This window comes from Nonomuraea sp. NPDC049784, from assembly GCF_040659615.1.
Classification (GTDB): Bacteria; Actinomycetota; Actinomycetes; order Streptosporangiales; family Streptosporangiaceae; genus Nonomuraea.
Genome location: NZ_JBFAMX010000125.1, coordinates 1 through 23555 on the forward strand (window position 1 = coordinate 1; position 23555 = coordinate 23555).

The 23555-nt window shown below is 69.0% G+C and carries 21 protein-coding genes and 1 pseudogene; 16 read left to right on the forward strand and 6 right to left on the reverse strand.

The genetic code is table 11. The features are described 5' to 3' along the window. Positions 1 to 43 precede the first annotated feature (43 nt). The gene (locus tag AB0J09_RS24900) at positions 44 to 445 is read right to left on the reverse strand and encodes a hypothetical protein (protein ID WP_360695501.1); all 402 of its coding nucleotides are present in this window, start codon (positions 443 to 445) and stop codon (positions 44 to 46) included. A gap of 95 nt (positions 446 to 540) precedes the next feature. On the opposite strand from AB0J09_RS24900, the gene AB0J09_RS24905 reads away from it, so the two are divergent. From AB0J09_RS24905 to thrS, 3 genes are read left to right on the forward strand one after another with little or no spacing between them, the layout of a single operon-like run. Next, positions 541 to 1440 carry a TIGR03564 family F420-dependent LLM class oxidoreductase gene (locus AB0J09_RS24905; protein WP_360695504.1) on the forward strand — a complete coding sequence of 300 codons (900 nt, stop codon included), beginning with the start codon at positions 541 to 543 and terminating at the stop codon, positions 1438 to 1440. Between the two features lie 30 nt (positions 1441 to 1470). Continuing rightward, positions 1471 to 2076 (forward strand): GH25 family lysozyme, encoded by a 606-nt coding sequence (locus AB0J09_RS24910; protein WP_360695507.1) that lies wholly within the window; start codon positions 1471 to 1473, stop codon positions 2074 to 2076. Between the two features lie 32 nt (positions 2077 to 2108). Continuing rightward, positions 2109 to 4106, forward strand: a complete 1998-nt coding sequence (gene thrS, locus AB0J09_RS24915) for a threonine--tRNA ligase (protein WP_360695556.1) — start codon at positions 2109 to 2111, stop codon at positions 4104 to 4106. Positions 4107 to 4161: 55 nt separating this feature from the next. Here thrS and AB0J09_RS24920 read toward each other — a convergent pair whose 3' ends face one another. Together AB0J09_RS24920 and AB0J09_RS24925 are read right to left on the reverse strand one after the other, a co-directional pair. Next, on the reverse strand, positions 4162 to 4365 hold the full coding sequence (locus tag AB0J09_RS24920; protein WP_360695510.1) for a TM2 domain-containing protein: 204 nt from the start codon (positions 4363 to 4365) through the stop codon (positions 4162 to 4164). A 188-nt stretch (positions 4366 to 4553) separates the two neighbouring features. Beyond that, positions 4554 to 5276 (reverse strand): PIG-L deacetylase family protein, encoded by a 723-nt coding sequence (locus AB0J09_RS24925; RefSeq protein WP_360695512.1) that lies wholly within the window; start codon positions 5274 to 5276, stop codon positions 4554 to 4556. A 121-nt stretch (positions 5277 to 5397) separates the two neighbouring features. Between AB0J09_RS24925 and AB0J09_RS24930 the strand changes: the two genes are divergently transcribed. After that, a complete protein-coding gene (locus AB0J09_RS24930) occupies positions 5398 to 5928 on the forward strand; it encodes an HIT domain-containing protein (RefSeq protein ID WP_360695515.1) in 531 nt (176 codons plus the stop codon). A gap of 109 nt (positions 5929 to 6037) precedes the next feature. On the opposite strand, the gene AB0J09_RS24935 is transcribed toward AB0J09_RS24930, so the two are convergent. The 3 genes from AB0J09_RS24935 to AB0J09_RS24945 form a co-directional block, all read right to left on the reverse strand. Next, positions 6038 to 8119: a hypothetical protein gene (locus tag AB0J09_RS24935; protein ID WP_360695518.1), complete on the reverse strand. Its 2082-nt coding sequence runs from the start codon at positions 8117 to 8119 to the stop codon at positions 6038 to 6040. A gap of 182 nt (positions 8120 to 8301) precedes the next feature. Further along, positions 8302 to 9864 (reverse strand): family 10 glycosylhydrolase, encoded by a 1563-nt coding sequence (locus AB0J09_RS24940; protein ID WP_360695521.1) that lies wholly within the window; start codon positions 9862 to 9864, stop codon positions 8302 to 8304. A 144-nt stretch (positions 9865 to 10008) separates the two neighbouring features. Then, on the reverse strand, positions 10009 to 12150 hold the full coding sequence (locus AB0J09_RS24945; RefSeq protein ID WP_360695524.1) for an elongation factor G-like protein EF-G2: 2142 nt from the start codon (positions 12148 to 12150) through the stop codon (positions 10009 to 10011). 234 nt (positions 12151 to 12384) lie between these two features. Here AB0J09_RS24945 and pgsA point away from each other — a divergent pair, with 234 nt between their 5' ends. The 12 genes and pseudogenes from pgsA to AB0J09_RS25005 all read left to right on the forward strand — a co-directional run. Further along, on the forward strand, positions 12385 to 13014 hold the full coding sequence (gene pgsA / locus AB0J09_RS24950) for a phosphatidylinositol phosphate synthase (RefSeq protein WP_360695527.1): 630 nt from the start codon (positions 12385 to 12387) through the stop codon (positions 13012 to 13014). After that, positions 13004 to 13912, forward strand: a complete 909-nt coding sequence (locus tag AB0J09_RS24955) for a phosphatidylinositol mannoside acyltransferase (protein ID WP_360695530.1) — start codon at positions 13004 to 13006, stop codon at positions 13910 to 13912. The genes pgsA and AB0J09_RS24955 overlap by 11 nt, the downstream gene beginning before the upstream one ends. Continuing rightward, positions 13909 to 15039, forward strand: a complete 1131-nt coding sequence (locus tag AB0J09_RS24960; protein WP_360695533.1) for a glycosyltransferase family 4 protein — start codon at positions 13909 to 13911, stop codon at positions 15037 to 15039. Before AB0J09_RS24955 ends, AB0J09_RS24960 begins: the two co-directional genes overlap by 4 nt. Before the next feature lie 37 nt (positions 15040 to 15076). Continuing rightward, complete coding sequence (locus AB0J09_RS24965; protein WP_360695536.1) at positions 15077 to 15619, forward strand: hypothetical protein; 543 nt, start codon at positions 15077 to 15079, stop codon at positions 15617 to 15619. Positions 15620 to 15682: 63 nt separating this feature from the next. Beyond that, a complete protein-coding gene (locus tag AB0J09_RS24970) occupies positions 15683 to 16699 on the forward strand; it encodes a DUF3048 domain-containing protein (protein ID WP_360695539.1) in 1017 nt (338 codons plus the stop codon). 118 nt (positions 16700 to 16817) lie between these two features. Then, a complete protein-coding gene (gene pdxS / locus AB0J09_RS24975; protein WP_360695558.1) occupies positions 16818 to 17732 on the forward strand; it encodes a pyridoxal 5'-phosphate synthase lyase subunit PdxS in 915 nt (304 codons plus the stop codon). Positions 17733 to 17999: 267 nt separating this feature from the next. Continuing rightward, the gene (locus AB0J09_RS24980) at positions 18000 to 19649 is read left to right on the forward strand and encodes an alkaline phosphatase D family protein (protein WP_360695542.1); all 1650 of its coding nucleotides are present in this window, start codon (positions 18000 to 18002) and stop codon (positions 19647 to 19649) included. 135 nt (positions 19650 to 19784) lie between these two features. Next, positions 19785 to 20207 carry a MarR family transcriptional regulator gene (locus AB0J09_RS24985; RefSeq protein ID WP_360695545.1) on the forward strand — a complete coding sequence of 141 codons (423 nt, stop codon included), beginning with the start codon at positions 19785 to 19787 and terminating at the stop codon, positions 20205 to 20207. A 69-nt stretch (positions 20208 to 20276) separates the two neighbouring features. Beyond that, positions 20277 to 21485 (forward strand): MFS transporter, encoded by a 1209-nt coding sequence (locus AB0J09_RS24990; RefSeq protein ID WP_360695548.1) that lies wholly within the window; start codon positions 20277 to 20279, stop codon positions 21483 to 21485. A 116-nt stretch (positions 21486 to 21601) separates the two neighbouring features. Continuing rightward, positions 21602 to 22180, forward strand: a complete 579-nt coding sequence (pdxT, locus tag AB0J09_RS24995) for a pyridoxal 5'-phosphate synthase glutaminase subunit PdxT (RefSeq protein WP_360695551.1) — start codon at positions 21602 to 21604, stop codon at positions 22178 to 22180. A gap of 3 nt (positions 22181 to 22183) precedes the next feature. Then, positions 22184 to 22933 (forward strand): YebC/PmpR family DNA-binding transcriptional regulator, encoded by a 750-nt coding sequence (locus tag AB0J09_RS25000; RefSeq protein ID WP_360695554.1) that lies wholly within the window; start codon positions 22184 to 22186, stop codon positions 22931 to 22933. A gap of 200 nt (positions 22934 to 23133) precedes the next feature. Further along, positions 23134 to 23555 (forward strand): annotated as a pseudogene (locus AB0J09_RS25005) (hypothetical protein); the annotation flags it as partial.

Genomic DNA, 23555 nt, shown 5'->3' on the forward strand with positions numbered 1-23555 from the left:
GGATAACCGTTTCGTATCGGATCTTCTTGGCGAAACGTTGGTGTTAGCGCTTTCCTGATAGTAGTCGAACAAGTACGAGTCGCTGCCGACAGGGGATGTAGCCGTCACGCGTGTCGATCAGCACCTCGATCCCGTTGGCCGCGAGCACCTCCAGCGCCGACACCCGCGCGGGCTCGGAGAGCGCGTGCGGGTCGATGCCGAGGAACAGCGGCCCGTCGGTCCCCTTCGACCGCCGGTAGTCGCAGATGGCCTGACTGGTCGCCAGGATGTGGTCCTCGTTGAACGCCGTCTTCAGCGACGACCCCCGGTGTCCCGACGTGCCGAACGCCACCCGCTGCCCCGCGTCGCCGGGATCGGGATGCAGGGCGTAATAGGACGTCACGAGCCTGGCGACGTCGACGAGGTCGGCGGGCTGAGCGGGCTGTCCTGCGCGATCGTGCGTCATAGAGGCCACTTTACAAATCCGGCTGGGGCTCGCGGATGACCGCACGTCGGCATGGGAAGGTACAGTCGCGTCAGCCACTAGAACGGAGTTCTGTTATGCGATTCGGATATTACCTGACCGAGCCGAAAGGGCCCGATCCGATCGGCGGGCTCCGCGACCAGATCGCCCAGGCGGCGCAGGACGGCTTCGCCTCCGCCTGGATCTCCAACATCTTCGGCCTCGACGCGCTCACCGCCCTGGCCGCCGCCGGCAACCAGGTGCCCGGCATCGAGCTCGGCACCGCCGTCGTGCCGACCTACCCGCGCCACCCCGCCGTGCTCGCCCAGCAGGCCATGACCGCCAACGCCGCGCTCGGCGGGCGCCTCGCGCTCGGCGTCGGCCTGTCGCACCAGATCGTCATCGAGGGCATGTACGGCCACAGCTTCGAGCGCCCCTACCGTCACATGAAGGAGTACCTCGACATCCTGATCCCGCTCAGCCGGGGCGAGCACGTCAAGTACGAGGGGGAGACGCTCAGGGCCGACCTCCAGCTCACCACGCCGGGCGGAGGCTTCCCCGTGCTGGTCGCCGCGCTCGGCCCGCGCATGCTCAAGCTGGCCGGGACCGTGGCCGACGGCACCGTCCTGTGGATGACGGGCCCCAGGACGGTCGCCGAGCACATCGCGCCCACCATCAAGGCGGCCGCCGCCGAGGCGGGCCGCGCGGAGCCCAGGATCGTCTGCCCGCTGCCGATCTGCGTCACAGACGACCCCGCTGCCGCCGTCGATCGCGCGAACGAGATCTTCGCGGTGTACGGACAGCTTCCCTCCTATCGTGCGATGCTCGACAGGGAGGGCGCGGCCACCCCGGGCGACATCGCGATCGTCGGCGACGAGGACACCGTGCTGGCCAAGCTGGACGAGCTGCGGCAGGCCGGCGTGACAGACTTCGTGGGCTCCGTGTTCGCCGGCAAGGAACGCACGCGAAACCTCCTGATCAGCGCGGCAAAGGGCTGATCGGAAGACATCTCAATAAACTCCGGCGGGGTGAATCGTTTGCTCCATGGCATTGATGTGTCCAACTGGCAGGGGACCGTCGACTGGACTGATCACGCGGAGGCAGGAGTGGCCTTCGCGTTCGCCAAGGCCACCGAGGGCGGGGACTTCACTGACAAACGGTTCGCGCGTAACTGGACCGGCATGCGCGAGAGCTGGCTCGTCTGCGGCGCTTATCACTTCGCCAGGCCCAAGGGCGATCCCGTCGCGCAGGCGCGGCACTTCCTGGCCACGATCAGGTCCGCCGGGGGCCTGCGACGCGGCGACCTGGTGGCCCTCGACCTGGAGACCAACGACGGGCTGCGCCCCGAGCAGGTCGCCCGCTACGCGCGCCGCTGGTGCCACCACATCGAGCGGCACAGCGGCGTGCGGCCGTTCGTCTACACCTTCCTGTCGTTCGCGGGCGGCGGACACTGCGCGGGCCTGGGCGAATACCCGCTGTGGATCGCCAACCCGGAGCGGCCGCGCGGCGAGCCCGTGGTGCCGCGGCCGTGGCGAGACTGGACGATCCACCAGTACGCGAACAGCCCGCTCGACCGCAACATCTTCCACGGGACCAGGCAGGAGCTGACAAAGCTGGGGTTTCACCCGCGATAGCATCGGTGTTCACCATCGAAGCAGCTCCGGTGTTGAGCGCCGGGGCGCGATCAAAGGGAGTCACCGTGTCAGCCGAGCTACGCATCACCCTCGCCGGAGCCGAGCGTGTGGTGGCGGCCGGCACGACGGCCGGCGAGGCGCTCGAAGCCGACGGTCGCACGGTCATCGCGGCCAGGGTCAACGGCGAGCTACGCGACCTGGCCCACTCGCTGTCCGACGGCGACGCGGTCGAGCCGATCGAGGTCTCCAGCGAGGACGGCAGGGCCATCGTCCGCCACTCCACCGCCCACGTCATGGCGCAGGCGGTGCAGGAGCTGTTCCCCGAGGCCAAGCTGGGCATCGGGCCGCCCGTGCACAACGGGTTCTACTACGACTTCGACGTCGCCCAGGCGTTTCACCCAGACGATCTCAAGCGCATCGAGAAGCGGATGCGGGAGATCGTCAAGCAGGGGCAGCTGTTCTCCCGCCGGCCCGTGTCCGACGACGAGGCGCGTGAGGAGCTGGCGGCGGAGCCGTACAAGCTCGAATTGATCGGACTCAAGGGCGGCGCCGCCGAGGAGGAGTCGGTCGAGGTGGGGGCGGGGCAGCTCACCATCTACGACAACCTCGACCCCAAGACCGGCGAGCTGCAGTGGAAGGACCTGTGCCGCGGCCCGCACGTGCCGTCCACCCGGTCGATCCCGGCGTTCAAGCTCATGCGCTCGGGCGGCGCCTACTGGCGCGGCAGCGAGAAGAACCCCCAGCTCCAGCGCATCTACGGCACCGCCTGGGAGTCCCGCGACAAGCAGGACGAATACCTCAAGCTGCTTGAGGAGGCCGAAAAGCGCGACCACCGCAAGCTGGGCGTGGAGCTCGACCTGTTCAGCTTCCCGCCGGAGCTGGGCAGCGGCCTGCCGATCTTCCATCCCAAGGGCGGGATCATCCGCAAGGAGATGGAAGACTACATGCGGCGGCGGCAGGCGGAGGCGGGCTACGAGTTCGTCAACACCCCGCACATCACCAAGTCGTCGCTGTTCGAGACGTCGGGGCACCTTCCCTGGTATGCCGACGACATGTTCCCGGCCTTCGAGCTGGAGGGCATCGAATACCGGGTCAAGCCGATGAACTGCCCGATGCACAACCTGATCTTCAGGGCGCGCGGGCGGTCCTACCGCGAGCTGCCGCTGCGGCTGTGCGAGTTCGGCTCGGTCTACCGGTACGAGAAGTCGGGTGTGGTGCACGGGCTGACCCGGGTGCGCGGCATGACGCAGGACGACGCGCACATCTACACCACCAGGGAGCAGATGGCCGATGAGATCAAGTCGCTGCTGAGGTTCGTGCTCAGCGTGCTGCGTGACTTCGGCCTGGAGGACTTCTACCTCGAGCTGTCCACCCGCGACGACTCCGACAAGTTCATCGGCGACCCGGCGGAGTGGGAGGAGGCCACCCGGGCGCTGCACCAGGTGGCCACCGAGTCGGGGCTGGAGCTGGTCGACGACCCGGGCGGCGCGGCGTTCTACGGGCCGAAGATCTCCGTGCAGGCCAAGGACGCGATCGGCCGCACCTGGCAGCTGTCCACCATCCAGCTCGACCTCAACCAGCCCAAGCGCTTCGGGCTGGAATACCAGGCGGCCGACGGAAGCCGGCAGACCCCGGTCATGATCCACCGGGCGCTGTTCGGCTCGGTCGAGCGATTCCTCGGCGTGCTGACCGAGCACTACGCGGGCGCCTTCCCGCCCTGGCTGGCGCCGGTGCAGGTGGCGGGCATCCCGATCGCCGACGCGCACGTGCCGTACCTGCAGGATGTGGCCAAGAAGCTGCGCGAGCGCGGTGTCCGGATCGACGTGGACGCCTCCGACGACAGGATGCAGAAGAAGATCCGCAACGCGCAGAAGGCGAAGGTCCCGTACATGCTGCTGGCCGGCGACGAGGACATCGCCAACGGCGCCGTGTCGTTCCGTTACCGGAACGGGGAGCAGAAGAACGGCGTGCCGATCGACGAGGCCATCGCCGAGATCGTCAGCTCTGTGGAGCGTCGCGTCCAGGTCTGACCTGTTGTGGAGAACGGCGGAGCCGGTGGCTCCGCCGTTTTTCCGTTCCCCGGGCTCACTTGGCCAGTGGCTGACCCTGCTTGTCCGTGAACTTGCCGACCAGGATCACGATGAAGTCGATCAGCACCCAGATGCCGAAGCCGCCGAGGGTGATGAGCTGGAGAATGCCCGTCCCGATCTTTCCGACGTAGAAGCGGTGCACGCCTAGCACGCCGAGGAAAAAGCAGAGCAGGACGGCCACGATCCATGACTTGGGCATGAGGAAGTACCTTTCGGATTTCGGGGGGATCGGCCGGACGCGGGACATGGCGCGCCCGACCTGCGGATCCTGCGGGAAACGATCGACCGCAGGGCACGAAACCCTAGCAAGATCTCCCGGCCATCGCAGACGCTTTTGGCTGTTGCGCCTAATATCCAGCAATTTCCGAAATATGCTTACTTGGGGAATTAGCGGGAGAATAGGCGGAATGTAATGGCGGGGCGGCCGCCGAAGCGTTCGGCCTCCTGGTGGGCGAAGCCCTCGATCAGGTTGCGGGCATACGACTCGGGGTCCTCGTCGGTGAGCGCCTCGATGTAGGCGCGGTGTTCCGTGAGCGAGCGCACGCCGCGCTCCAGGCCGTCGGTGACGTCCACGGCGTGCGTGGGGGAGTCAGAGCCCGCGACGGCGATCCAGCGGACGCCGTTCCAGGGCTCGGCGTCCGTATCCGGAAATATCCATCTGTTACCGGCATCTCCGGCGGCGTCCAGCACGGCCCTGCCGACGGCTCGGTGGTCGGGCGTGTTCCAGTACGTTCCACCCCAGGTGTCGTCCGGGTTCAACGTGATCAGGAGCTCCGGGCGATGCCTGCGGATGGCGGCGGTCAGGTCCTTCCTGAGCGCGATGCCGTACTCGATCACCCCGTCGGGGTGGCCGAGGAACTCCACGCTCGTCACGCCGACGACGGCCGCGCTGGCCCGCTCCTCCCTCTCGCGCAGCGGCCCGGCCTCGGCGGGCGCGAGCGTGTCGATGCCCGCCTCGCCTCTGGTGACGATCACGTACGCGACCTCGCGCCCCTCATCGGTCCAGGCCGCCACGGCCGCCGCACAGCCGTACTCGAGGTCGTCGGGGTGGGCGACGATGGCCAGCGCGCGCTGCCAGTCGGCGGGCATGGGCTCGAGCTGATCTGTCATGGCCTCCACCCTAGGAGGCTCGGGTGGCGTGGGCGAGGCGCTCATGGCGGCCGGCTGTGGGCGGTGCTTGGGACTGTGCCGGCAGAGGCCCGCGTTCGTCCGTGGTCCTATGCTGCTAGTTATGCACGATCAGGCAGGGGCAGGGGCCCCCGACAACTTCGAGCGTCTGTGGACCCCGCATCGCATGGCCTACATCAAGGGCGAGAACAAACCGACGGGCAACGGTCCCGGCGACGGCTGCCCGTTCGACGCGATCCCCAAGATGAGCGACGAGGACGGCCTGATCGTCGCCAGGGGCGAGACGGTCTACGCCGTGCTCAACCTCTACCCGTACAACTCCGGCCACCTGATGGTGGTCCCCTACCGGCACGTGTCCGACTACGACGAGCTGGTGGCGGCCGAGCTGGTCGAGCTGGGGGAGTTCACGCAGAAGTCGTTGCGCGCGCTGCGCAAGGCCAGCGGGGCGCAGGGCTTCAACGTCGGAATGAACCTCGGCCACGTCGCCGGCGCGGGCATCGCCGCGCACCTGCATCAGCATGTGGTGCCCAGGTGGGGCGGCGACACGAACTTCATGCCGGTCGTCGCCCAGACCAAGGTCCTGCCGCAGCTGCTCCGCGACACCCGCCAGCTGCTCGCCGACGCCTGGGACTGACCCGAGCCCGTGACACCCGGTGGCGTGAGGCACCCGGCACCCTTCCCGCCACCGGACGCCGGCCCTCGTCCCCAAGTCGCGGAGGAGCGGCGCTACGTCCGGGGCGGCGTCACTTCGTCGCGGCCGCTAAGTCCGTGACGGGTCCGGCGGCATTCTCGCGGTCACGCCGCAGCGCGCCGATGCCGGTGGCCAGCAGGAGCGGTACGGCCAGCGCCAGCGCCATGGACAGCACGGCCGCGCCCGAGTCGTTGACGAGCATGCCCACCACGCCGCTGACCAGCGTGCCGATCAGCCCGGCACGCAGCGCGGGGGAGTGCTCGAACGCGGCCGGCACCACACCGGCCGACGCCTGCTCGGGCCGCATGATCGCGTACACGAGGAACGCGGCGGCGGCGATCACGATCGGCATCAGGTTGGGGCTGAGCAGGGTGGCCAGCATGGCCTGTAGCTTGCGCAGGATGACGTCGAACGCCTCCCCGCTCAGCACCTGCCCCACGAACCGGCCCAGGTGCGTCTGCTCGTCCGGCGGCTTCAGGTAGTTGATCCAGGCGAACGTCATCACGATCACCCCGCCGGCCACCAGGAACGCGCCCAGCTTCACCAGCGAGACCCGCTTGCCCGCCAGGATCAGCGCGGTCACCGCGATGCCGGGGACGAACGCGATCACGCCGCCGAAGTCGCTGCCCATCCCGGATCCGCCGAGGAGCATCGCGGACGCCCCCAGGACCACGATCGCGGCCAGCCCCACCTTGCCGGGCCACTGGTGCGCGATGACCGTGGTGGCCAGGAGGGTGCCGGTGGCCAGGAGCGCGAACGGGATGTTCCCCAGCCCGTAGTAGCGGGCCCCGACGTCGGCGCTATAGCCCATCACGCTGTTGAGCTGCAACGTCGTGCCGGTCAGCAGGTCGCCCGCCAGCGTCAGCGCGGTGAGCCCGGCCACCACCGCCAGCGGGCCGAGCGGCCTGCGCCGCCACGGTCCCGCGAACGCCACCCCCGTGACGACCGCCGCCCACCCGAGCACCCCGGCGATCAGCTGCGGCAGGCTCGACCAGGGCAGCAGGTTGACCAGGTAGCTGGAGACGGGCAAGGCGGCCAGCGCGACGGCCGCGAAACGTACCGGTGCGAGGCCCTTGCGGCGGCGCAGCAGCAGGAACGCGATCACGTAGAACAGCACCTGCAGCACCGCCACGACCGTGAAGTAGATGCCCTTGATCGAGCGGATGGCCTGCGCGGTGGCGTCGGCCCGCTGGAGCCGTTCGAACGTCGCACCCGGACCGCCCACCTGCAGCGGCACGCCCACCACGGTGCTCGGGACCGGCACGCCGAGCTTGGTCAGCACGGTGGAGGTCAGGTCGGGCAGGATTGAGATGTCCTCGCGGTGGGTGGAGGCCGCGCCGAGCAGGTGTCCCTGCGCGCCGGGCTCGCGCAGCGCGGCCACGCGAAGATGGGGCACGGAGCCGTGGTCGGACAGGCCCGCGAGCAGCACCGTGGTGTCGGCGGGCAGGACCGACAGCAGCGCGCCCGCCTTGGCGTCGGCCATCCGCAGCGCGTCGCGGCGCTCGGCTGCGCCGAGCGCGTCGGGCACCTTGGGCAGCTTCCCGCTGGTCAGGTAGGGGAGCACCAGGTCGTCCACGTCCATGGCGATCATCCGGCACTGTTGCAGGTCCGCGGTGCTGACCTGCAGCGGGGACGGGTGGTAGCGCTGGACCACGCCCTGCCGGTCGGCCAGCGCCAGCGCGGCGCCGGGGCCGATCGCGATCGAGCACTGCCCGGCCGCCTTCAGCGACTCGCCCAGGGTGCCGGCGTTGCGCTGCCCGGCGACGTCGATGAGGTAGCGGTAGTCGGGGATGGCCGCGCCCGCGCCTTGCTGCTCGGGCCTGGGGGGCGCGCCGCACCAGTAGCCTGCCGCCGACCTGGTGCCCGCCGACACGGTCAGCCACCCGTCGTAGGGGCAGGTCACGCCGCCGACGGTGCGTACGGACAACGAGCCGATCGCGCTCGACCTGGCCAGCTCCCACAGGTTGGGGGTGTCGGCCTGGGTGATGTCGTTCCAGTGCAGGCCGGACACGCCGATGAGCGCCACCCGGCTCGCCGCCGTCTCCTGTCTCGCTTGGGCCGGCCCGGTGAACAGCCCTTGACCGACCAGTACTTGACCGATCAGCACGGCCAGTACGACTAGCGCGCGCCTCACCCCGATGACCTCCCACGATCGATTGGTTCCGTGGCACGGTAGAGCAAGGTCATGTTCCGGCGCCACCAGACCCGCCTACCCTCTCATGGGGTGCATGTATCACGTGCATCGTTTCGCTCGTGCGCCGGGGCGGCCCTGTGCGGTTGAGGGCCGGTTTGGCAGGGTGCGGCCCCGTTACGAGGTCAGACGGCTTCCACCGTCACCTTGACCGCCTTGCTCTCGTGCTGGAGCCGGTCCAGCGCCGTGACCAGATAAGTCCCCTCGGACTTGGCCGCGAACGACGGGCTGGTGACGATGGCCACCAGGTTGCGGGCGTCCGTGCCGTGGCAGTCCTTGCCGGACTTCGGCACCTGGTACACCGCGTACGCCCGCGCCCCCTGGGAAGGCGTCCACGACACCTGGGACCCGGCGGCCTTGACGCCGGCGGGCGGGGCCGGGGCCGCGCCGCCGCGGGCCTTCATCAGGGGCAGCAGGGCGGGACGGGCGTAGTAGGCCTTGACGACGCGGTCCACCGAGCCGAGGGGGTTCGCGAGCAGGTTCGTGGCGCTGAAGTAGACGTCACCCTTCACCTGCTTGTGATCGCGGTTCACGCCGATCTGGGCGGCCAGCTCGCCGGGCTTCGTCCAGGCCCGGTCGTCCTTGGCCCCCACCCGGTAGAGCCCCTCGCCGATGTACAGCTGCACGTCCGTGCCCTTGACCTCGTTGGACCACCAGGCCGCCAGCGTTTCGTAGTCGGCCAGCTTGTGGCCGCGCGGCCAGTAGAGCTGGGGCAGCACGTAGTCGACGGTGCCCGACTTGATCCAGGCGCGCGCATCCGCATAAATCGAGTCGTACGCGGACATGCCCGAAGTGTCCGACCCAGTCGGGTCGTCCGACTTGTTGCGCCAGATGCCGAACGGGCTGATCCCGAACTTGACGTAGTCCTTGGTGCCGTGGACGGCCTTGTCCACCTGGGCGACGAGCGTGTTGACGTTGTCGCGCCGCCAGGCGGCGAGCTTCTTGCCGTCGCCGTACTTCGCGAACGCCGCCGAGTCTTCGAACTTCTGACCCGCCTCCGGGTACGGGTAGAAGTAGTCGTCGAAGTGCACCCCGTCTACGTCGTACCGGGACACCACGTCGGTGATGACCTTGGTCACGTGGTCGCGCACGGCGGGCAGGCCCGGGTTGTAGTAGAGGCGGCCGCCGTACTTGACCGTCCAGTCCGGGTGCCGGCGCGCCGGGTGGCCGGCGGGCAGCTGGGCGGGGTTGTCGCCATAAGAGGCGCGGTACGGGTTGAACCAGGCGTGGAACTCCATGCCCCGCTTGTGCGCCTCGTCGATGAGGAACGGCAGCGGATCCCACCCCGGGTCCTTGCCCGCCTTGCCGGTCAGATATTGCGTCCACGGCTCCAGCGACGACTTGTAGAGCGCGTCGGAGGCGGGCCGCACCTGGAGGAAGACCGCGTTGAAGTTGCGCTTGGCGGCGGCGTCAAGGATCTTCACGTACTCGGCCCGCTGCCGGTCGGGCGAGAGCCCGGGCTTGGAGGGCCAGTCGAGATTCGTGGTCGTGGCGATCCACACCCCGCGCAGCTGGCGCTTGGGATAGCGGGCGACGGCCTTGCAGGCCGCGACGGGGGCGGCGGCGACAGCCGCCTTCTTCTTGCTCGCTGCGGGGCTCGTCCCGGCTCCGGGACCGAAGACGTAGGCCGCGGCGGTCGTGATGACCGCGAGAGCGGCAGCGGCCAGGAGTGGGCGTCCGGTTCGCATAATGCCACTCAGTGTGGCAGCCGCTCCGGCATGCTCGGGACGGAAAAACGAAATCGACTCGTGATAATTCTGTGACAAATGTAATCGGCTGGGCCGGGAGGGGAACAAGACGCCCTCCCGGCTGCCCAGCCATACTCCAGGGCCTTACTCCGCGGCGGAGGCCAGCTTGTTCGCGAGGTTCGGCGGCAGCGGCTCGTAGCGCAGGAATGTCCGCTGGAACGTCCCGGTGCCGTGTGACATGGATCGCAGGTCGATGGCGTACCGCGTGATCTCCAGCTCGGGCACCTCCGCCTTGACCAGCGTGCGTCCCGTGCCAACGGGCTCGGTGCCGAGCACCCGCCCGCGCCGCGAGGACAGGTCGGACATCACCGACCCCACGTAATCGTCGGCCACCAGCACCGACAGCTCGTCGACCGGCTCCAGCAGCAGCGTCGGCACCTTCGACGCCGCCTCCTTGAGCGCGAGCTGCCCGGCGATCTGGAAGGCCATGTCGGACGAGTCGACCGAGTGGGCCTTGCCGTCGTACAGGGTGACGCGCACGTCCACCATCGGGTAGCCGGCCACGACGCCCCGATCCATCTGGGCCCGCACGCCCTTCTCCACCGACGGGATGAACTGCCGGGGCACCACGCCACCGACGATCTTGTCCACGAACTCGAACCCGGCGCCCGACGGCAGCGGCTCGACCTCGAGATGGCAGATCGCGTACTGGCCGTGGCCGCCGGTCTGCTTGACGTTGCGGCCCATCGCCTGGCACTTGCCGCCGAACGTCTCGCGCAGCGGCACCCGCAGCTCGACCCGCTCCACATCGACGCCGTAGCGCTTGGACAGGCGGTCGAGCAGCACGTCGGTGTGCGCCTCGCCCATGCACCACAGCACGAGCTGCTTGGTCTCGGCGTTGTTCTCCAGGCGCAGCGTCGGGTCCTCGGCCACCAGCCTGCCGAGGGCCTGTGCCAGCTTGTCCTCGTCGGCCTTCGACTTGGCCCTGATCGCGACGGGCAGCAGCGGGTCGGGCATGGCCCAGGCGGTCATCAGCAACGGGTGGTCGGCATCGGACAGCGTGTCGCCGGTCTCGGCCCGCAACAGCTTGGCCACCGCCACGATGTCGCCCGCGACGCCCTTGGCGGCCGGGCGCTGCTGCTTGCCCAGCGGGCTGGTCAGCGTGCCGATGCGCTCGTCCACGTCGTGGTCCTCGTGCCCGCGGTCGGCCAGGCCGTGGCCGGACACGTGCACGGTCATGTCGGGCCGTAGCGTGCCGGAGAAGACGCGTACGAGGCTGATGCGGCCCACGTACGGGTCGCTGGTGGTCTTGACGACCTCGGCCACGAGCGGGCCGTCCGGGTCGCACGTGATGTACTTGACCGGCTTGCCCGACAGGTCGGTGATCTCCGGCATGGGGTGCTCGAGAGGCGACGGGAAGCCCTGGGTCATGATCTCCAGCAGCTCCTCCGCGCCGACGCCGAGCCCGCTGCACAGCACCGGGTAGAAGCTGCCGCGCGCGACGGCCTTCTCCAGGTCCGCCACGAGGATCTTGGTGTCGATGGGCTCGCCCTCGAGGTATCGGTCCATGAGCGATTCGTCCTCGCTCTCCTGGATGATCCCCTCGATCAGCGCGCCGCGGTGCTCCTCTATCTGCGCCGCGTACTCCGCGCCCGGCTCCTTCTCCGTACGTTTGCCCGTGGCGTAGTTGTAGAACTTCTCGGACAGCAGCCCGATCAGCCCGTTGACGTTGCCGTTGGTGATCACCGGGAGGTAGAGCGGCGCGACCCCGTCGCCGAAGACTTCCTGGCAGGTGGTGAGCACCTCGTCGAAGTCGGCCCGCTGGTGGTCGATCTTCGTGATCACCACCGCCCGCGGCATGCCGACCTGGGCGCACTCCTCCCACAACATCTGGGTGAGGCCGTCGATCCCCTCGGATGCCGACACCACGAACAGCGCGGCGTCCGCCGCGCGCAGGCCGGCGCGCAGGTCGCCCACGAAGTCGGCGTAACCCGGGGTGTCGATCAGATTGATCTTGATGTCGTTGCGCACCAGCGGCGCCACGGCGAGGTTGACCGACCGTTGCTGCCGCACCTCGACCTCGTCGAAGTCGCTGACCGTGTTGCCGTCCTCCACGCGTCCCGGGCGCTGAATGGTGCCCGTCGCGGCCAGCAGCTGCTCGACGAGGGTCGTCTTACCCGCTCCTGAGTGGCCGACCAGCACGACATTGCGTATCGCATCCGCCCTGTCGGCCGCGGGTGCCCTGCCCGCGGCTCCCACGGCGGCGCCTGGGTTCCGTTCTGCCACTTCGGCCTCCTGTGTTTCTGGCCTCACCACGTGAGGCTTTGGCTCCGTCGCCGGGACCCGTCGCCTTCCCTCAACGCTGGTCGCTACGCTCCTCCGCTCACTCAGGCAGGCAACAGTCCGTGACCGCGCCCGCGCGGAAGGTGTTAGAAACCGCATGGACGCGGTGTGTTCACCAAATACCCGTGTGGCGGATATCACAAGGGGGGTGGGGCAAAGAAAGTTGTCAGGCGTTCAATGGCCTACGATCGGACGGCGATGCTCAAACTCCTGCGCCCGGTCATGACCCGGATACTCACCCCGCTGGGCAGGGCTCTCGTCGGCCGCGGGATCGGCCCGAACGCCGTCACGGCGATCGGCACCCTCGGCACGGTGGTGTCGGCCCTGCTCTTCTTCCCTCAGGGGCAGCTGACCTGGGGCGCCCTCGTGATCACCGTCTTCGTGCTGTTCGACCTGCTCGACGGGGTGGTGGCCAGGCTCGGCGGGAAGGGCGGCTCCACCTGGGGGGCGTTCCTCGACTCGACGCTCGACCGGGTGGCCGACGCGGCCATCTTCGCCGGGCTGATCCTCTACTTCATCTCCAGGCATGACACGCTGATGGCCGCGGTGACGCTGGTGTGCCTGATCGCGGGCACCCTGGTCTCGTACGCCAAGGCCAGGGCGGAGGGGCTCGGGCTGACGGCCGACGTGGGATTGGCCGAGCGGCCTGAGCGGCTGGTCGTGGCGCTGGTCGCGGCCTGTTTCTCCGGGCTCGGCGTTCCGTACATCCTGCCTGCGGGGATGTGGCTGCTCGCGGCGGCCAGCGTGATCACCGTGGTGCAGCGCGGGGTGGCGGTTTACCAGCAGACGAGGAGAGATGAGCGATAACGCGTCTTTCGCCGATCGTGTGGTGGCCGCGGGCTTCGCGGCCGGCTGGAAGCTCGTGCCGCTGCTGCCCGAGCGCCCGACGGCCGCGATCTTCCGCTTCCTGGCCGACCGGGTCTGGAGCAGGCAGGGCAAGTCCGTACGCCGGTTGGAGTCCAACCTGGCCAGGGTGACCGGGCTCGACGCGGGCAGCCGCGAGCTGCGCGAGCTCAGCAAGGCGGGCATGCGCTCGTACTTCCGCTACTTCCACGAGATCTTCCGGCTGCCGTCGATGAACGTCGGCGAGATCGTGCGCCGGACCCACGTCATCGGGGCCGAGCACGTCCACTCCACCGTGGCGGCCGGCAGGGGCGTGGTGCTGGCGCTGCCGCACATGGGCAACTGGGACCAGGCGGGCGCGTGGCTGGTGGGCGTGGGCCACCCGTTCACGACCGTGGCCGAGCGGCTCAAGCCGGAGTCGCTGTTCCGCCGGTACGTGGCCTTCCGCGAGGGGCTCGGCATGGAGGTGCTGCCGCTCACCGGCGGCGACGGGCACAACTTCGGCACGCTGGCCATCCGGGTGCGCAAGGGCGGCGTGGTGTGCCTGCCCGCCGAGCGCGACCTGACCAAGAGCGGCGTCGAGGTGCGCTTGTTCGGCGCGGCCACGAAGGTGCCCGCGGGGCCGCCGCTGCTGGCCGTTCAGACGGGTGCCGCACTGCTCCCGGCCATCCTCTACAACGTGGGCGACGACTGGGGCATCCACATCCACGAGGAGATCCCGGTCCCCGCCGAGGGCACCAGGAAGGAGAAGGTCGCGGCGGTGGCCCAGGCGCTGACCGACGTCTTCGAGAAGGGCATCTCCGAGCATCCGGAGGACTGGCACATGTTGCAGCGGCTGTGGCTGGAAGACCTCTCAAGATGAGAGTCGGCATCGTCTGCCCTTATTCGTGGGACATGCCGGGCGGAGTCAAACAGCACATCGACGACCTGGCCCAGGCCCTGATGGCGCAGGGGCACGACGTGTCGGTGATCGCGCCGGCGGCCGACGACGACGAGCTGCCCTCCTACGTGACGGGCGCCGGCCGGGCGGTGCCGGTGCCGTACAACGGGTCGGTGGCCAGGATGTCGTTCGGCTTCCTGTCGGCCGCGCGGGTGCGGCGCTGGGTGCGCACGGGGGGGTTCGACGTGCTGCACATCCACGAGCCGCTGATCCCGAGCCTGGGCGTGCTGGCCTGCTGGGCGGCCAAGGGGCCGATCGTGGCCACGTTCCACGCGTCGTTCACGCGCTCGCGCGCCATCGCGGTGGCCGAGCCGCTGCTGCGCAGCGCGCTGGAGAAGCTGAGCGGCCGCATCGCGGTCTCCGACGCGGCCCGCAAGAGCCTGGTCGAGCAGTTCGGCGGCGACGCCGTGCTGATCCCGAACGGCGTCACCGTCTCCCGCTACACCGAGGCCGAGCCGCTCGACGGCTGGGGGCCCGACGGCGCCACGATCGGCTTCCTGGGCCGGATGGACGAGGAGCGCAAGGGGCTGCCGATCCTGCTCGACGCGTTCAAGACGCTGGCGGCCGAGCGGCCCGAGCTGAAGCTGCTGATCGCCGGGCCCGGCGACGCCAAGGACGTGTTCGAGCGGGTGCCCAAGCGGTTCCACGACCGGGTGACCGTGCTGGGCATGGTGAGCGAGGCCGACAAGATCCGCGCGTACCACTCGGTCGACGTCTTCTGCGCCCCCAACACGCGAGGGGAGAGCTTCGGCATCGTGCTGGCCGAGGCCATGGCGTCCGGGGCGACGGTGCTGGCCAGCGACATCCCGGCCTTCCGTAAGGTGCTCGGCGACGGGCAGGCGGGCGCGCTGTTCGCCAACGGCGACGCGGCCTCGCTGGCGCGGGAGGCCGTCACACTGCTCGACGCGCCTGAGCGCCGGGCCAAGCTGGCCGCCGAGGCGCTGGTGGCGGTGCGCAAGTACGACTGGTCGACGGTGGCGCGCGACGTCGTACGCGTCTACGAGACGGTCACCACGAGCGGCGCCGGGCGCGTGGAGGAGGACCTGTGACGCTGGGACGCGCTGCCGGCCACATGGAGGATGACCGTTGACCTCGACCATGATCGTGCTGATCGTGGGCATCGTCGTGGTGCTCACGGCCGTCTACATCTCCTGGCGCGCGGGCCGGCTCGACCGCCTGCACATCCGGCTCGAGCTGGCCCAGGAGTCGCTGGACGCCGCGCTGATGCGGCGCAGGGCGGTGGTGCTGGAGCTGGCCGGATCGCGCCTGCTCGACCCCGCCACCTCCCTGGTGCTGGCCGCCGCGGCGCACGAGGCCAGGACGGCGGGGCCCGAGGAGCGCGAGCACGCCGAGAGCGACCTGTCGCGGGCCCTGCGTGCCGCCGTGGACCAGGAGCGGTTCAGGGAGAAGCTGTCGGAGCCGCCCGGCGGCAGTGACCTACTGGAGGAACTCGACACCGCGGTGACCAAGGTGGTCTATTCGCGTCGCTTCTACAACAATGCCGTGGCGGTCACCCGTACGGCCCAGCGGCGCTGGCTCGCCAGAACCCTGCGCCTGGCGGGGCATACGGAATATCCGCAGTTCTTCGAGATCGATGACAATCCGCCGGCGACTATGGCAACTGAATGACCTCATTTGCGGAAGCCAGTAAGCTTCATCCCGTTTTCTGGGCTGAAGCGAGGAGTGTCACACGTGCGGCTACCCCGGATGATCACGGTCACACTGGCCGGCGCGGCCGTGCTGCTGCCCGTAGCGGCCTGTTCCTCGGATGAGCCCGCCCCGGGCCAGGCGCCCCAGGCCGCCACGGTCGCGCCCAGCGAGGGGCCCACGGAGCCGGTCAAGGGGCACCCGTTCACCGGCAAGCCGTACGACGAGCTGAAGCCGGTGCTCGCGGTGAAGATCGAGAACACCGCGGCCGGCAAGCCGCAGCTCGGGCTGAAGAGCGCGGACATCGTCTACATCGAGCAGGTCGAAGCGGGTCTTACCAGGCTCATGGCGATCTTCTCCTCAAAGGTGCCCCCCAAGGTGGGCCCCGTCCGCAGCGCCCGCATCTCCGACCTGCACATCACACCGCAGTTCGGCAAGCCGGCCTTCGCCTACTCGGGCGTGCAGACCAAGATGCTGCCGTTCGTGGCCAAGGCGTCGCTGTTCGACGTGGGTGACACGCGTAACCCGGGCGCGTTCTACCGCCAGCCCGGCCGCTTCGCCCCCTACAACCTGTTCGCCAACACCAAGCAGCTCCTGGCCAAGGCGCCCAAGGCCAGCAAGGCCAAGGACATCGGCCTCACCTTCGGCGACGCCCCGGCCGAGGGCGGCGTGGACAAGAAGTCGTACACGGTCAAGTGGCCGGGGGCGCGCTTCACCTTCGCCTGGTCGGCGGCGAAGGAGCAGTGGCTGATCTGGCAGGACGGCAAGAAGGACATGGCGGCGGAGGGCGGCCAGCTCGGCGCACCCACGATCGTCGTGCAGTACACCAAGACCGAACGCTCGGAGTTCCACGACAAGAACCAGAGCTATACGCCGCTCGTGCACACCGTGGGCAAGGGCAAGGCGATCGTGCTGCGCGACGGCAAGGCGTACAACGCGAACTGGGAGCGGGAATCAGAAGACGTCGGTACGACGTTCACCACCGAGAGCGGCGAGCCGATGAACTTCGCCCCCGGCCAGGTCTGGATCGCGCTCGCCAGCCGCAAACCCGTCATCCCCTAGCCCGCCGATCTGTCCAAGTACGGCGATAAATCCTGACATCTTGGCATGTCGGGGGAGGGGTCCTTCAGGACCTACCATGGGGTTGATAACTTACCGACCAGCCGTGAGAGCCGTGAGGATGACCGTGTCGACCAGCACGCCTGAAAGCACCCCCGTCACCGGAACCGCCCGTGTCAAGCGCGGCATGGCCGAGATGCTCAAGGGCGGCGTCATCATGGACGTCGTCACCCCCGAGCAGGCCAAGATCGCTGAGGACGCCGGCGCGGTCGCCGTGATGGCCCTCGAGCGCGTGCCCGCCGACATCCGTGCCCAGGGCGGCGTTTCCCGGATGAGCGACCCCGACATGATCGACGGCATCATCAGCGCCGTGTCGATCCCCGTGATGGCCAAGGCCCGCATCGGCCACTTCGTCGAGGCCAAGGTGCTGCAGGCGCTCGGCGTCGACTACGTGGACGAGTCGGAGGTGCTGACCCCGGCCGACTACGCCAACCACATCGACAAGTGGCAGTTCACCGTGCCGTTCGTGTGCGGGGCCACCAACCTGGGTGAGGCCATGCGCCGCATCACCGAGGGCGCGGCGATGATCCGCTCCAAGGGTGAGGCCGGCACCGGCGACGTCTCCAACGCCGTCACCCACATGCGTACGATCCGCGCCGAGATCAAGCGCCTCACCTCGCTGCCCGAGGACGAGTTGTACGTCGCCGCCAAGGAGCTGCAGGCCCCGTACGAGCTGGTCGTCGAGGTCGCCAAGACCGGCAAGCTGCCGGTCGTGCTGTTCACCGCGGGCGGCATCGCCACCCCGGCCGACGCGGCGATGATGATGCAGCTCGGCGCCGAGGGCGTGTTCGTGGGCTCGGGCATCTTCAAGTCGGGCGACCCGGCCAAGCGCGCCGCGGCCATCGTCAAGGCCACCACCTTCTATGACGACCCCGACGTCATCGCCAAGGTCTCGCGCGGCCTGGGCGAGGCCATGGTCGGCATCAACGTCGACGAGATCCCGCAGCCGCACCGTCTTGCCGAGCGCGGCTGGTAATCGGCGCGTCGTTGCAGGTCACCTGACCTTTCCACGTGGCATGATCACATGCGGTGGGACGCGTTCCGCGGCTCACTGCAGGTAGGTGATGGTCTGCCGTAAGGCAGGCAGGGTGCACCACAACGCGACGGTGAAAATTGCCGGAAGAGGCGACATCCGCGAAGGATGTCGCCTTTTTCGTGTTGTGTGATGTTCACTCCTTGGTCATGATCGTCAGTAAAGCTACCTGGCGTCCCCCTCACCCTTGACCGTCTCAGGAGCATCATCGTGTCCAAGCTGAACCGCCGGCACTTCCTCGTCACGGGGTTAGCGGCAGGTGCCGCCGCCACCATCCCCGCCACCGCCGCGCAAGCCACTGTCTCCCGTGAACTGAGCACCGACCCCTTCACGCTGGGCGTCGCCTCGGGAGACCCCGACCACGAGGGCTTCGTGCTGTGGACCAGGCTCGCCCAGCAACCGCTGGCCGAGGACGGGTTCGGCGGCATGCCGCAGCGGCCGTTCACGGTGCAGTGGCAGGTGTACGCCGACGAGCACTGCCGCCGCGTCGTCCGTTCCGGCATCAGCGTGGCCACTCCCGAGTGGGGCCACAGCGTGCACGTCGAGGTCGACCGGCTGAGCTCCGACCGCGACTACTGGTACCGCTTCCGCGTCGGCAAGTACGTCTCGCCGGTCGGGCGCGCCCGCACCGCCCCGCACCCTCTCTCGTACGGCAGCCCGCTGGCCATGGCGTTCGTCTCGTGCGCCCAGTACGAGCACGGCTTCTTCACCTCGTACCGCCGGCTCGCCGAAGATCACCCGGACCTCGTCCTGCACCTGGGCGACTACCAGTACGAGTACACCAAGGACACCTACACCATCCCCGGCGGCAACGTCCGCGATCACGAGGGCCCCGAGACGGAGACCCTGGCCAACTACCGCCAGCGCCACGCCCAGTACAAGGCCGACCCCGACCTCCAGGCCGCGCACGCCGCCGCGCCGTGGCTGGTGGTGTGGGACGACCACGAGGTCGACAACAACTGGGCCGACGAGATCCCCGAGAAGCCCGAGGTCCCCCAGCCGAACTTCCTGTCCAGGCGCGAGGCCGCCTTCCGCGCCTACTACGAGAACATGCCGCTGCGCCGCACCTCCATCCCGCGCGGCATCGACATGCAGCTCTACCGGCGCATCCGCTGGGGGCGGCTGGCCACGTTCCACATGCTCGACACCCGGCAGTACCGCGACGACCAGGGCTGCGGCGACGGCTACCGCGACTGCCCGGCCGCCGTGGATCCGGCGCGCTCCATCACGGGGTCGGAGCAGGAGGCGTGGCTGGTGGACGGCTTCCACAATTCGCGGGCGCAGTGGGACATCATCGGCCAGCAGGTGTTCTTCGCCCAGCGTGACAACAACGCCGGGCCCGCCAAGGTCACCAGCATGGACGCCTGGGACGGCTACGTGGCCTCCCGCCAGCGCATCACGCAGGGCTGGGTGGACGCCAAGGTGCGTAACGCGGTGGTGCTGACCGGCGACGTGCACGCGCACTGGGCCAGCGACCTCAAGCTGGACTACGACGACCCGACCGGGCCCTCGGTGGGGTCCGAACTGGTGGCGAGCTCGATCTCGACCGGTGGCGACGGCGCCGACTCGGACCCGGCGACGCATCCGTTCCTGGCGATCAACCCGCATCTGAAGTTCTACAACAACCAGCGCGGTTACGTGCTGAGCAAGATCGACCGAGAGCTCATGACGTCGGACTTCAAGGTGGTGCCGCGGGTGCAGGCGCCCGGGGCCGAGGCTTACACGCGCGCCACGTTCGTCGTGGAAGACCGGGTTCCCGGGGTGCAGCAGACATACCTGCGGCCGCTGGACCCGACGCTGCGCGTCGCGCAGCAGATGACGGTGGAGGAAACGGTCCGCCTGGAGACGGAACGCCCGTAACGGGCTCCGCCCTCGAACCCGAACCAGGAGCCGGCGCCGGATCCGGCTCCTGGAACGGGAAGCCTCGGCACCATGCCCAGCACAGCGGCCCCAACAGCCTGGAATATTAGCCAGGCTAAGTTAGTTGGGCTAAGCATGAGGGACGATCCCACCCGTCTGGCCGAGCAGACATCCAGCGTGCTGCGGCACCTGGTTTTCCTGCTCAGGCGTACAGTCGCCGGCCAGCCCATCACCAGTCAGCAGTACGGCGTTCTGGGCTCGCTCGAGCACGGGCCGCGCCGGATGACCGCGCTGGCCGAAGAGCATGGCGTGCAGCTCCCCACCATGACCGTGCAGATCAACCGGCTGGAGGACGCGGGGCTGGTGGCGCGGGGGTCCGACCCGGCGGATGCGCGGGTCAGGACCGTCGAGCTGACCAGTGAGGGACGCGAACGGCTGCTCGCCGTCCGTAAGGCCAGGATCGCGTACCTCACCCAGGAGCTGTCCGCTCTCACCGAAGACGAGCGGACCACGCTGGCGGCGGCCCTCCCCGTCCTGGCGAAGCTCGGCCGCTCCTGAGGCGCCTCCAGCCGAAGCCCGTCAAGCGACAGGGCCCGTCAAGCAACAAGCTCGCAGCAAAGGAGCACCATGCAATCCGGCGGCGGAATCCTTCGCCAGCCCATATCCGTCTGGGCCACCGCGTTCGCGGCGGTCGTGGCCTTCATGGGCATCGGTCTCGTCGACCCCATCCTCCCCTCCATCGCCCAAGGCCTGAAGGCCACGCCCAGCCAGGTCTCGCTGCTGTTCACCAGCTACTTCCTGGTGACGGCGGTGGCCATGCTGATCACCGGCTGGGTCTCCAGCCGCATCGGCGGCAAGCGGACGCTGCTGGCCGGGCTGACGCTGGTGATCCTTTTCGCCGCGCTCGCCGGAACCTCCACCAGCGTGGCCGAGCTCGTCGGCTTCCGAGCGGGCTGGGGCCTTGGGAACGCGCTGTTCGTGGCCACCGCGCTGGCGGTCATCGTGGGTGCGGCCAGCGGCGGCGCGGAGTCGGCCATCATCCTGTACGAGGCCGCGCTCGGCCTGGGCATCTCCGCCGGCCCCCTGGTAGGCGCCCTGCTCGGCGACTGGAACTGGCGGGCCCCGTTCTTCGGCACCGCCACCCTCATGGCGGTCGGCTTCGTACTGATCGTCACCCTGCTCAAGGCGCCACCCAAGCCGGCGGCCAAGACCAGCCTCAGCGCCCCCATCAGGGCGCTCGCCCACGGCGGCCTGTCCACCACGGCCTTCACCGCGCTCTTCTACAACTTCGCGTTCTTCACGGTGCTGGCCTTCACCCCGTTCATTCTGAACATGTCCCCCTACGGCATCGGCGCGGTCTTCTTCGGCTGGGGCGTCTGCGTGGCTCTGTCCTCGGTGTTCGCCGCGCCGCCGCTGCAGCGCAAGATCGGCTCGGTGAACGTGCTCCACCTGGCGCTGGCGCTCCTCGCCGTGTTCCAGATCGGCATCGCGCTGTCGGGACATGCCGGGATCATCGTGTTCACCGTCCTGTCCGGCATCCCCATCGGCCTGAACAACACCGTCTTCACCGAGTCGGCCATGGAGGTCTCCGACGCGCCCAGGCCGGTCGCCTCCGCCGGCTACAACTTCGTGCGCTGGATGGGCGGCGCGCTGGCCCCGTTCATCGCCACCAAACTGGGCGAGGAGATCGGCGTCGCCGTCCCGTACGTGCTCGGCGCCGTCTGCTGCCTCGTGGGCATGGCCATCCTGTACGCCAGGCGCCACCACCTGCGCGTACTGTCCAAGGTCGACGAGGACCACACGGTGCACGACGCCGCGACGGTCCCCACGTACTGAGATCGCCGGTCCCCTCCGAACGGCACGCCGGTCGCCTGAAGATGGCCCAATAGGAAGATCCCAGGCCATCTTGGTGTTGAATTGTCTGAACCCGCACCCAGACGGAAGGATCGGCTGTGCCCACGATCGGTGTACTCGCTCTCCAAGGAGACGTGCGCGAGCATGTGCGCATGCTTCAGGAGGCAGGCGCCTCTGCGACCGCCGTGCGCAGGCCGGCCGAGCTGGACGCGGTCGACGGCCTGGTCATCCCCGGCGGGGAGTCGACCACCATGTGGAAGCTCGCCGAGACCTTCGACATGCTCCAGCCGCTGCGGATACGGGTCAAGGAAGGCATGCCCGCCTACGGCTCCTGCGCCGGCATGATCATGCTGGCCGACAGGATCGAGGACGGCATGGCCGGCCAGCAGACCATCGGCGGCATCGACATGGTGGTCAGGCGCAACGCGTTCGGCCGCCAGGTCGACTCGTTCGAGTCCGACCTGGACTTCGCGGGGGAGCAGGTGCACGCGGTGTTCATCCGCGCACCCTGGGTCGATTCCGTCGGGGACGACGTCGAAGTGCTGGGCAGGTGCGAGCCTGGAGATAGGATCGTCGCAGTCCGTCAAGGGCCGCTGCTCGCGACGTCGTTCCACCCCGAGCTGACCGGGGACACGCGCGTGCACCGTTACTTCGTAGACATGGTGAGGGAGCTCTAGGTAATGTCCGGCCACTCCAAATGGGCGACGACGAAGCACAAGAAGGCCGCGCTCGACGCCAAGCGCGGCAAGCTGTTCGCGAAGCTCATCAAGAACATCGAGGTGGCGGCACGGACCGGTGGCCCTGACCCGGACGCCAACCCCACCCTCTTCGACGCCATCTTCAAGGCGAAGAAGAACTCCGTGCCCAACGACAACATCGAGCGCGCCCGCAAGCGCGGCGGCGGCCTCGAGGCCGGTGGCGCCGACTGGCAGACGATCATGTACGAGGGCTACGCGCCCGGCGGCGTCGCGGTGCTCATCGAGTGCCTCACCGACAACCGCAACCGCGCCGCCTCCGAAGTGCGCGTGGCGCTGACCCGCAACGGCGGCTCGCTGGCCGACCCCGGCTCGGTCTCCTACATGTTCAACCGCAAGGGCGTCGTGATCGTCCCCAAGAACGGGCTCGACGAGGACTCCGTGCTGATGGCCGTGCTCGACGCCGGCGCCGAGGAGGTCAACGACCTGGGCGACTCGTTCGAGGTCGTCTCCGAGGCCGGTGACCTGGTGCCGGTGCGCAAGGCGCTGCAGGAGGCGGGGATCGACTACGACTCGGCGGAGTCGAGCTTCCTGCCGACGATGAGCGTGCCGCTGGACGAGGAGGGGGCCAAGAAGGTGTTCCGCCTCATCGACGCGCTGGAGGACAGCGACGACGTGCAGAACGTCTTCGCCAACTTCGACGTCTCGGACGACGTGCTGGCGGCGCTGGACTAACGCGGCCGGTTCGCGGAGGGCTCGGCTCGATGCCGGGCCCTTGCTCTTGCGCGCGGCTCCTGCGCGCTTCCCGGACTCCTCGCACGGAAGCTTCCGCCGAGGTCGGTTGGCAGGAAGCCTCGTGCGGGGCCGGATCCCGGCCGGCTCTGGCGCGCTCTTCGGGTGCGCGAAGGGGCCCGGTCAGCGTAGGGTCGGGCGACGTGACTTCCCCCACCACCCCTACACAGGCACCTTCTCGAGCGCTGGGCTGGCTGCTGGCCGTGCCGGCGCTGTTCGGCACCCTCATCTCGCTCGTGCTGCCGACCGTCCAGACGATCTGGCTCAGCCTCCAGAGCGGCGGCGTCCTGACGGAGAGTCACTTCGTGGGGATAGACAACTACCACGAGCTGCTGAGGACGGGCGAGGTCTGGCGGGCGTTGTGGTTCACGTTGTCGCTGGCCGTGGTGCCGTTGATGGTGGCCGTGGTGGTGGCGCCGCTGCTGGCGCTGGCGCTCGACCGGGCGGGCACGTGGCCGAGGCGGGCCGGGCGGATCGCGCTGTCCCTACAAGGCCGCGCTGAAGAAGAACAACCTGGACGAGGCGGCGCTCGGCGTGCCGGTCACCCAGTACGTGTTGCAGCGGC

Coding starts and splice junctions, on each gene's coding strand:
- AB0J09_RS24900 (WP_360695501.1), bottom strand. CDS start 445: ATGACGCACGATCGCGCAGGACAGCCCGCTCAGCCCGCCGACCTCGTC.
- AB0J09_RS24905 (WP_360695504.1), top strand. CDS start 541: ATGCGATTCGGATATTACCTGACCGAGCCGAAAGGGCCCGATCCGATC.
- AB0J09_RS24920 (WP_360695510.1), bottom strand. CDS start 4,365: ATGCCCAAGTCATGGATCGTGGCCGTCCTGCTCTGCTTTTTCCTCGGC.
- AB0J09_RS24925 (WP_360695512.1), bottom strand. CDS start 5,276: ATGACAGATCAGCTCGAGCCCATGCCCGCCGACTGGCAGCGCGCGCTG.
- AB0J09_RS24930 (WP_360695515.1), top strand. CDS start 5,398: ATGCACGATCAGGCAGGGGCAGGGGCCCCCGACAACTTCGAGCGTCTG.
- AB0J09_RS24940 (WP_360695521.1), bottom strand. CDS start 9,864: ATGCGAACCGGACGCCCACTCCTGGCCGCTGCCGCTCTCGCGGTCATC.
- pgsA (WP_360695527.1), top strand. CDS start 12,385: ATGGCCTACGATCGGACGGCGATGCTCAAACTCCTGCGCCCGGTCATG.
- AB0J09_RS24955 (WP_360695530.1), top strand. CDS start 13,004: ATGAGCGATAACGCGTCTTTCGCCGATCGTGTGGTGGCCGCGGGCTTC.
- AB0J09_RS24960 (WP_360695533.1), top strand. CDS start 13,909: ATGAGAGTCGGCATCGTCTGCCCTTATTCGTGGGACATGCCGGGCGGA.
- pdxS (WP_360695558.1), top strand. CDS start 16,818: ATGACCGTGTCGACCAGCACGCCTGAAAGCACCCCCGTCACCGGAACC.
- AB0J09_RS24985 (WP_360695545.1), top strand. CDS start 19,785: ATGAGGGACGATCCCACCCGTCTGGCCGAGCAGACATCCAGCGTGCTG.
- AB0J09_RS24990 (WP_360695548.1), top strand. CDS start 20,277: ATGCAATCCGGCGGCGGAATCCTTCGCCAGCCCATATCCGTCTGGGCC.
- AB0J09_RS25000 (WP_360695554.1), top strand. CDS start 22,184: ATGTCCGGCCACTCCAAATGGGCGACGACGAAGCACAAGAAGGCCGCG.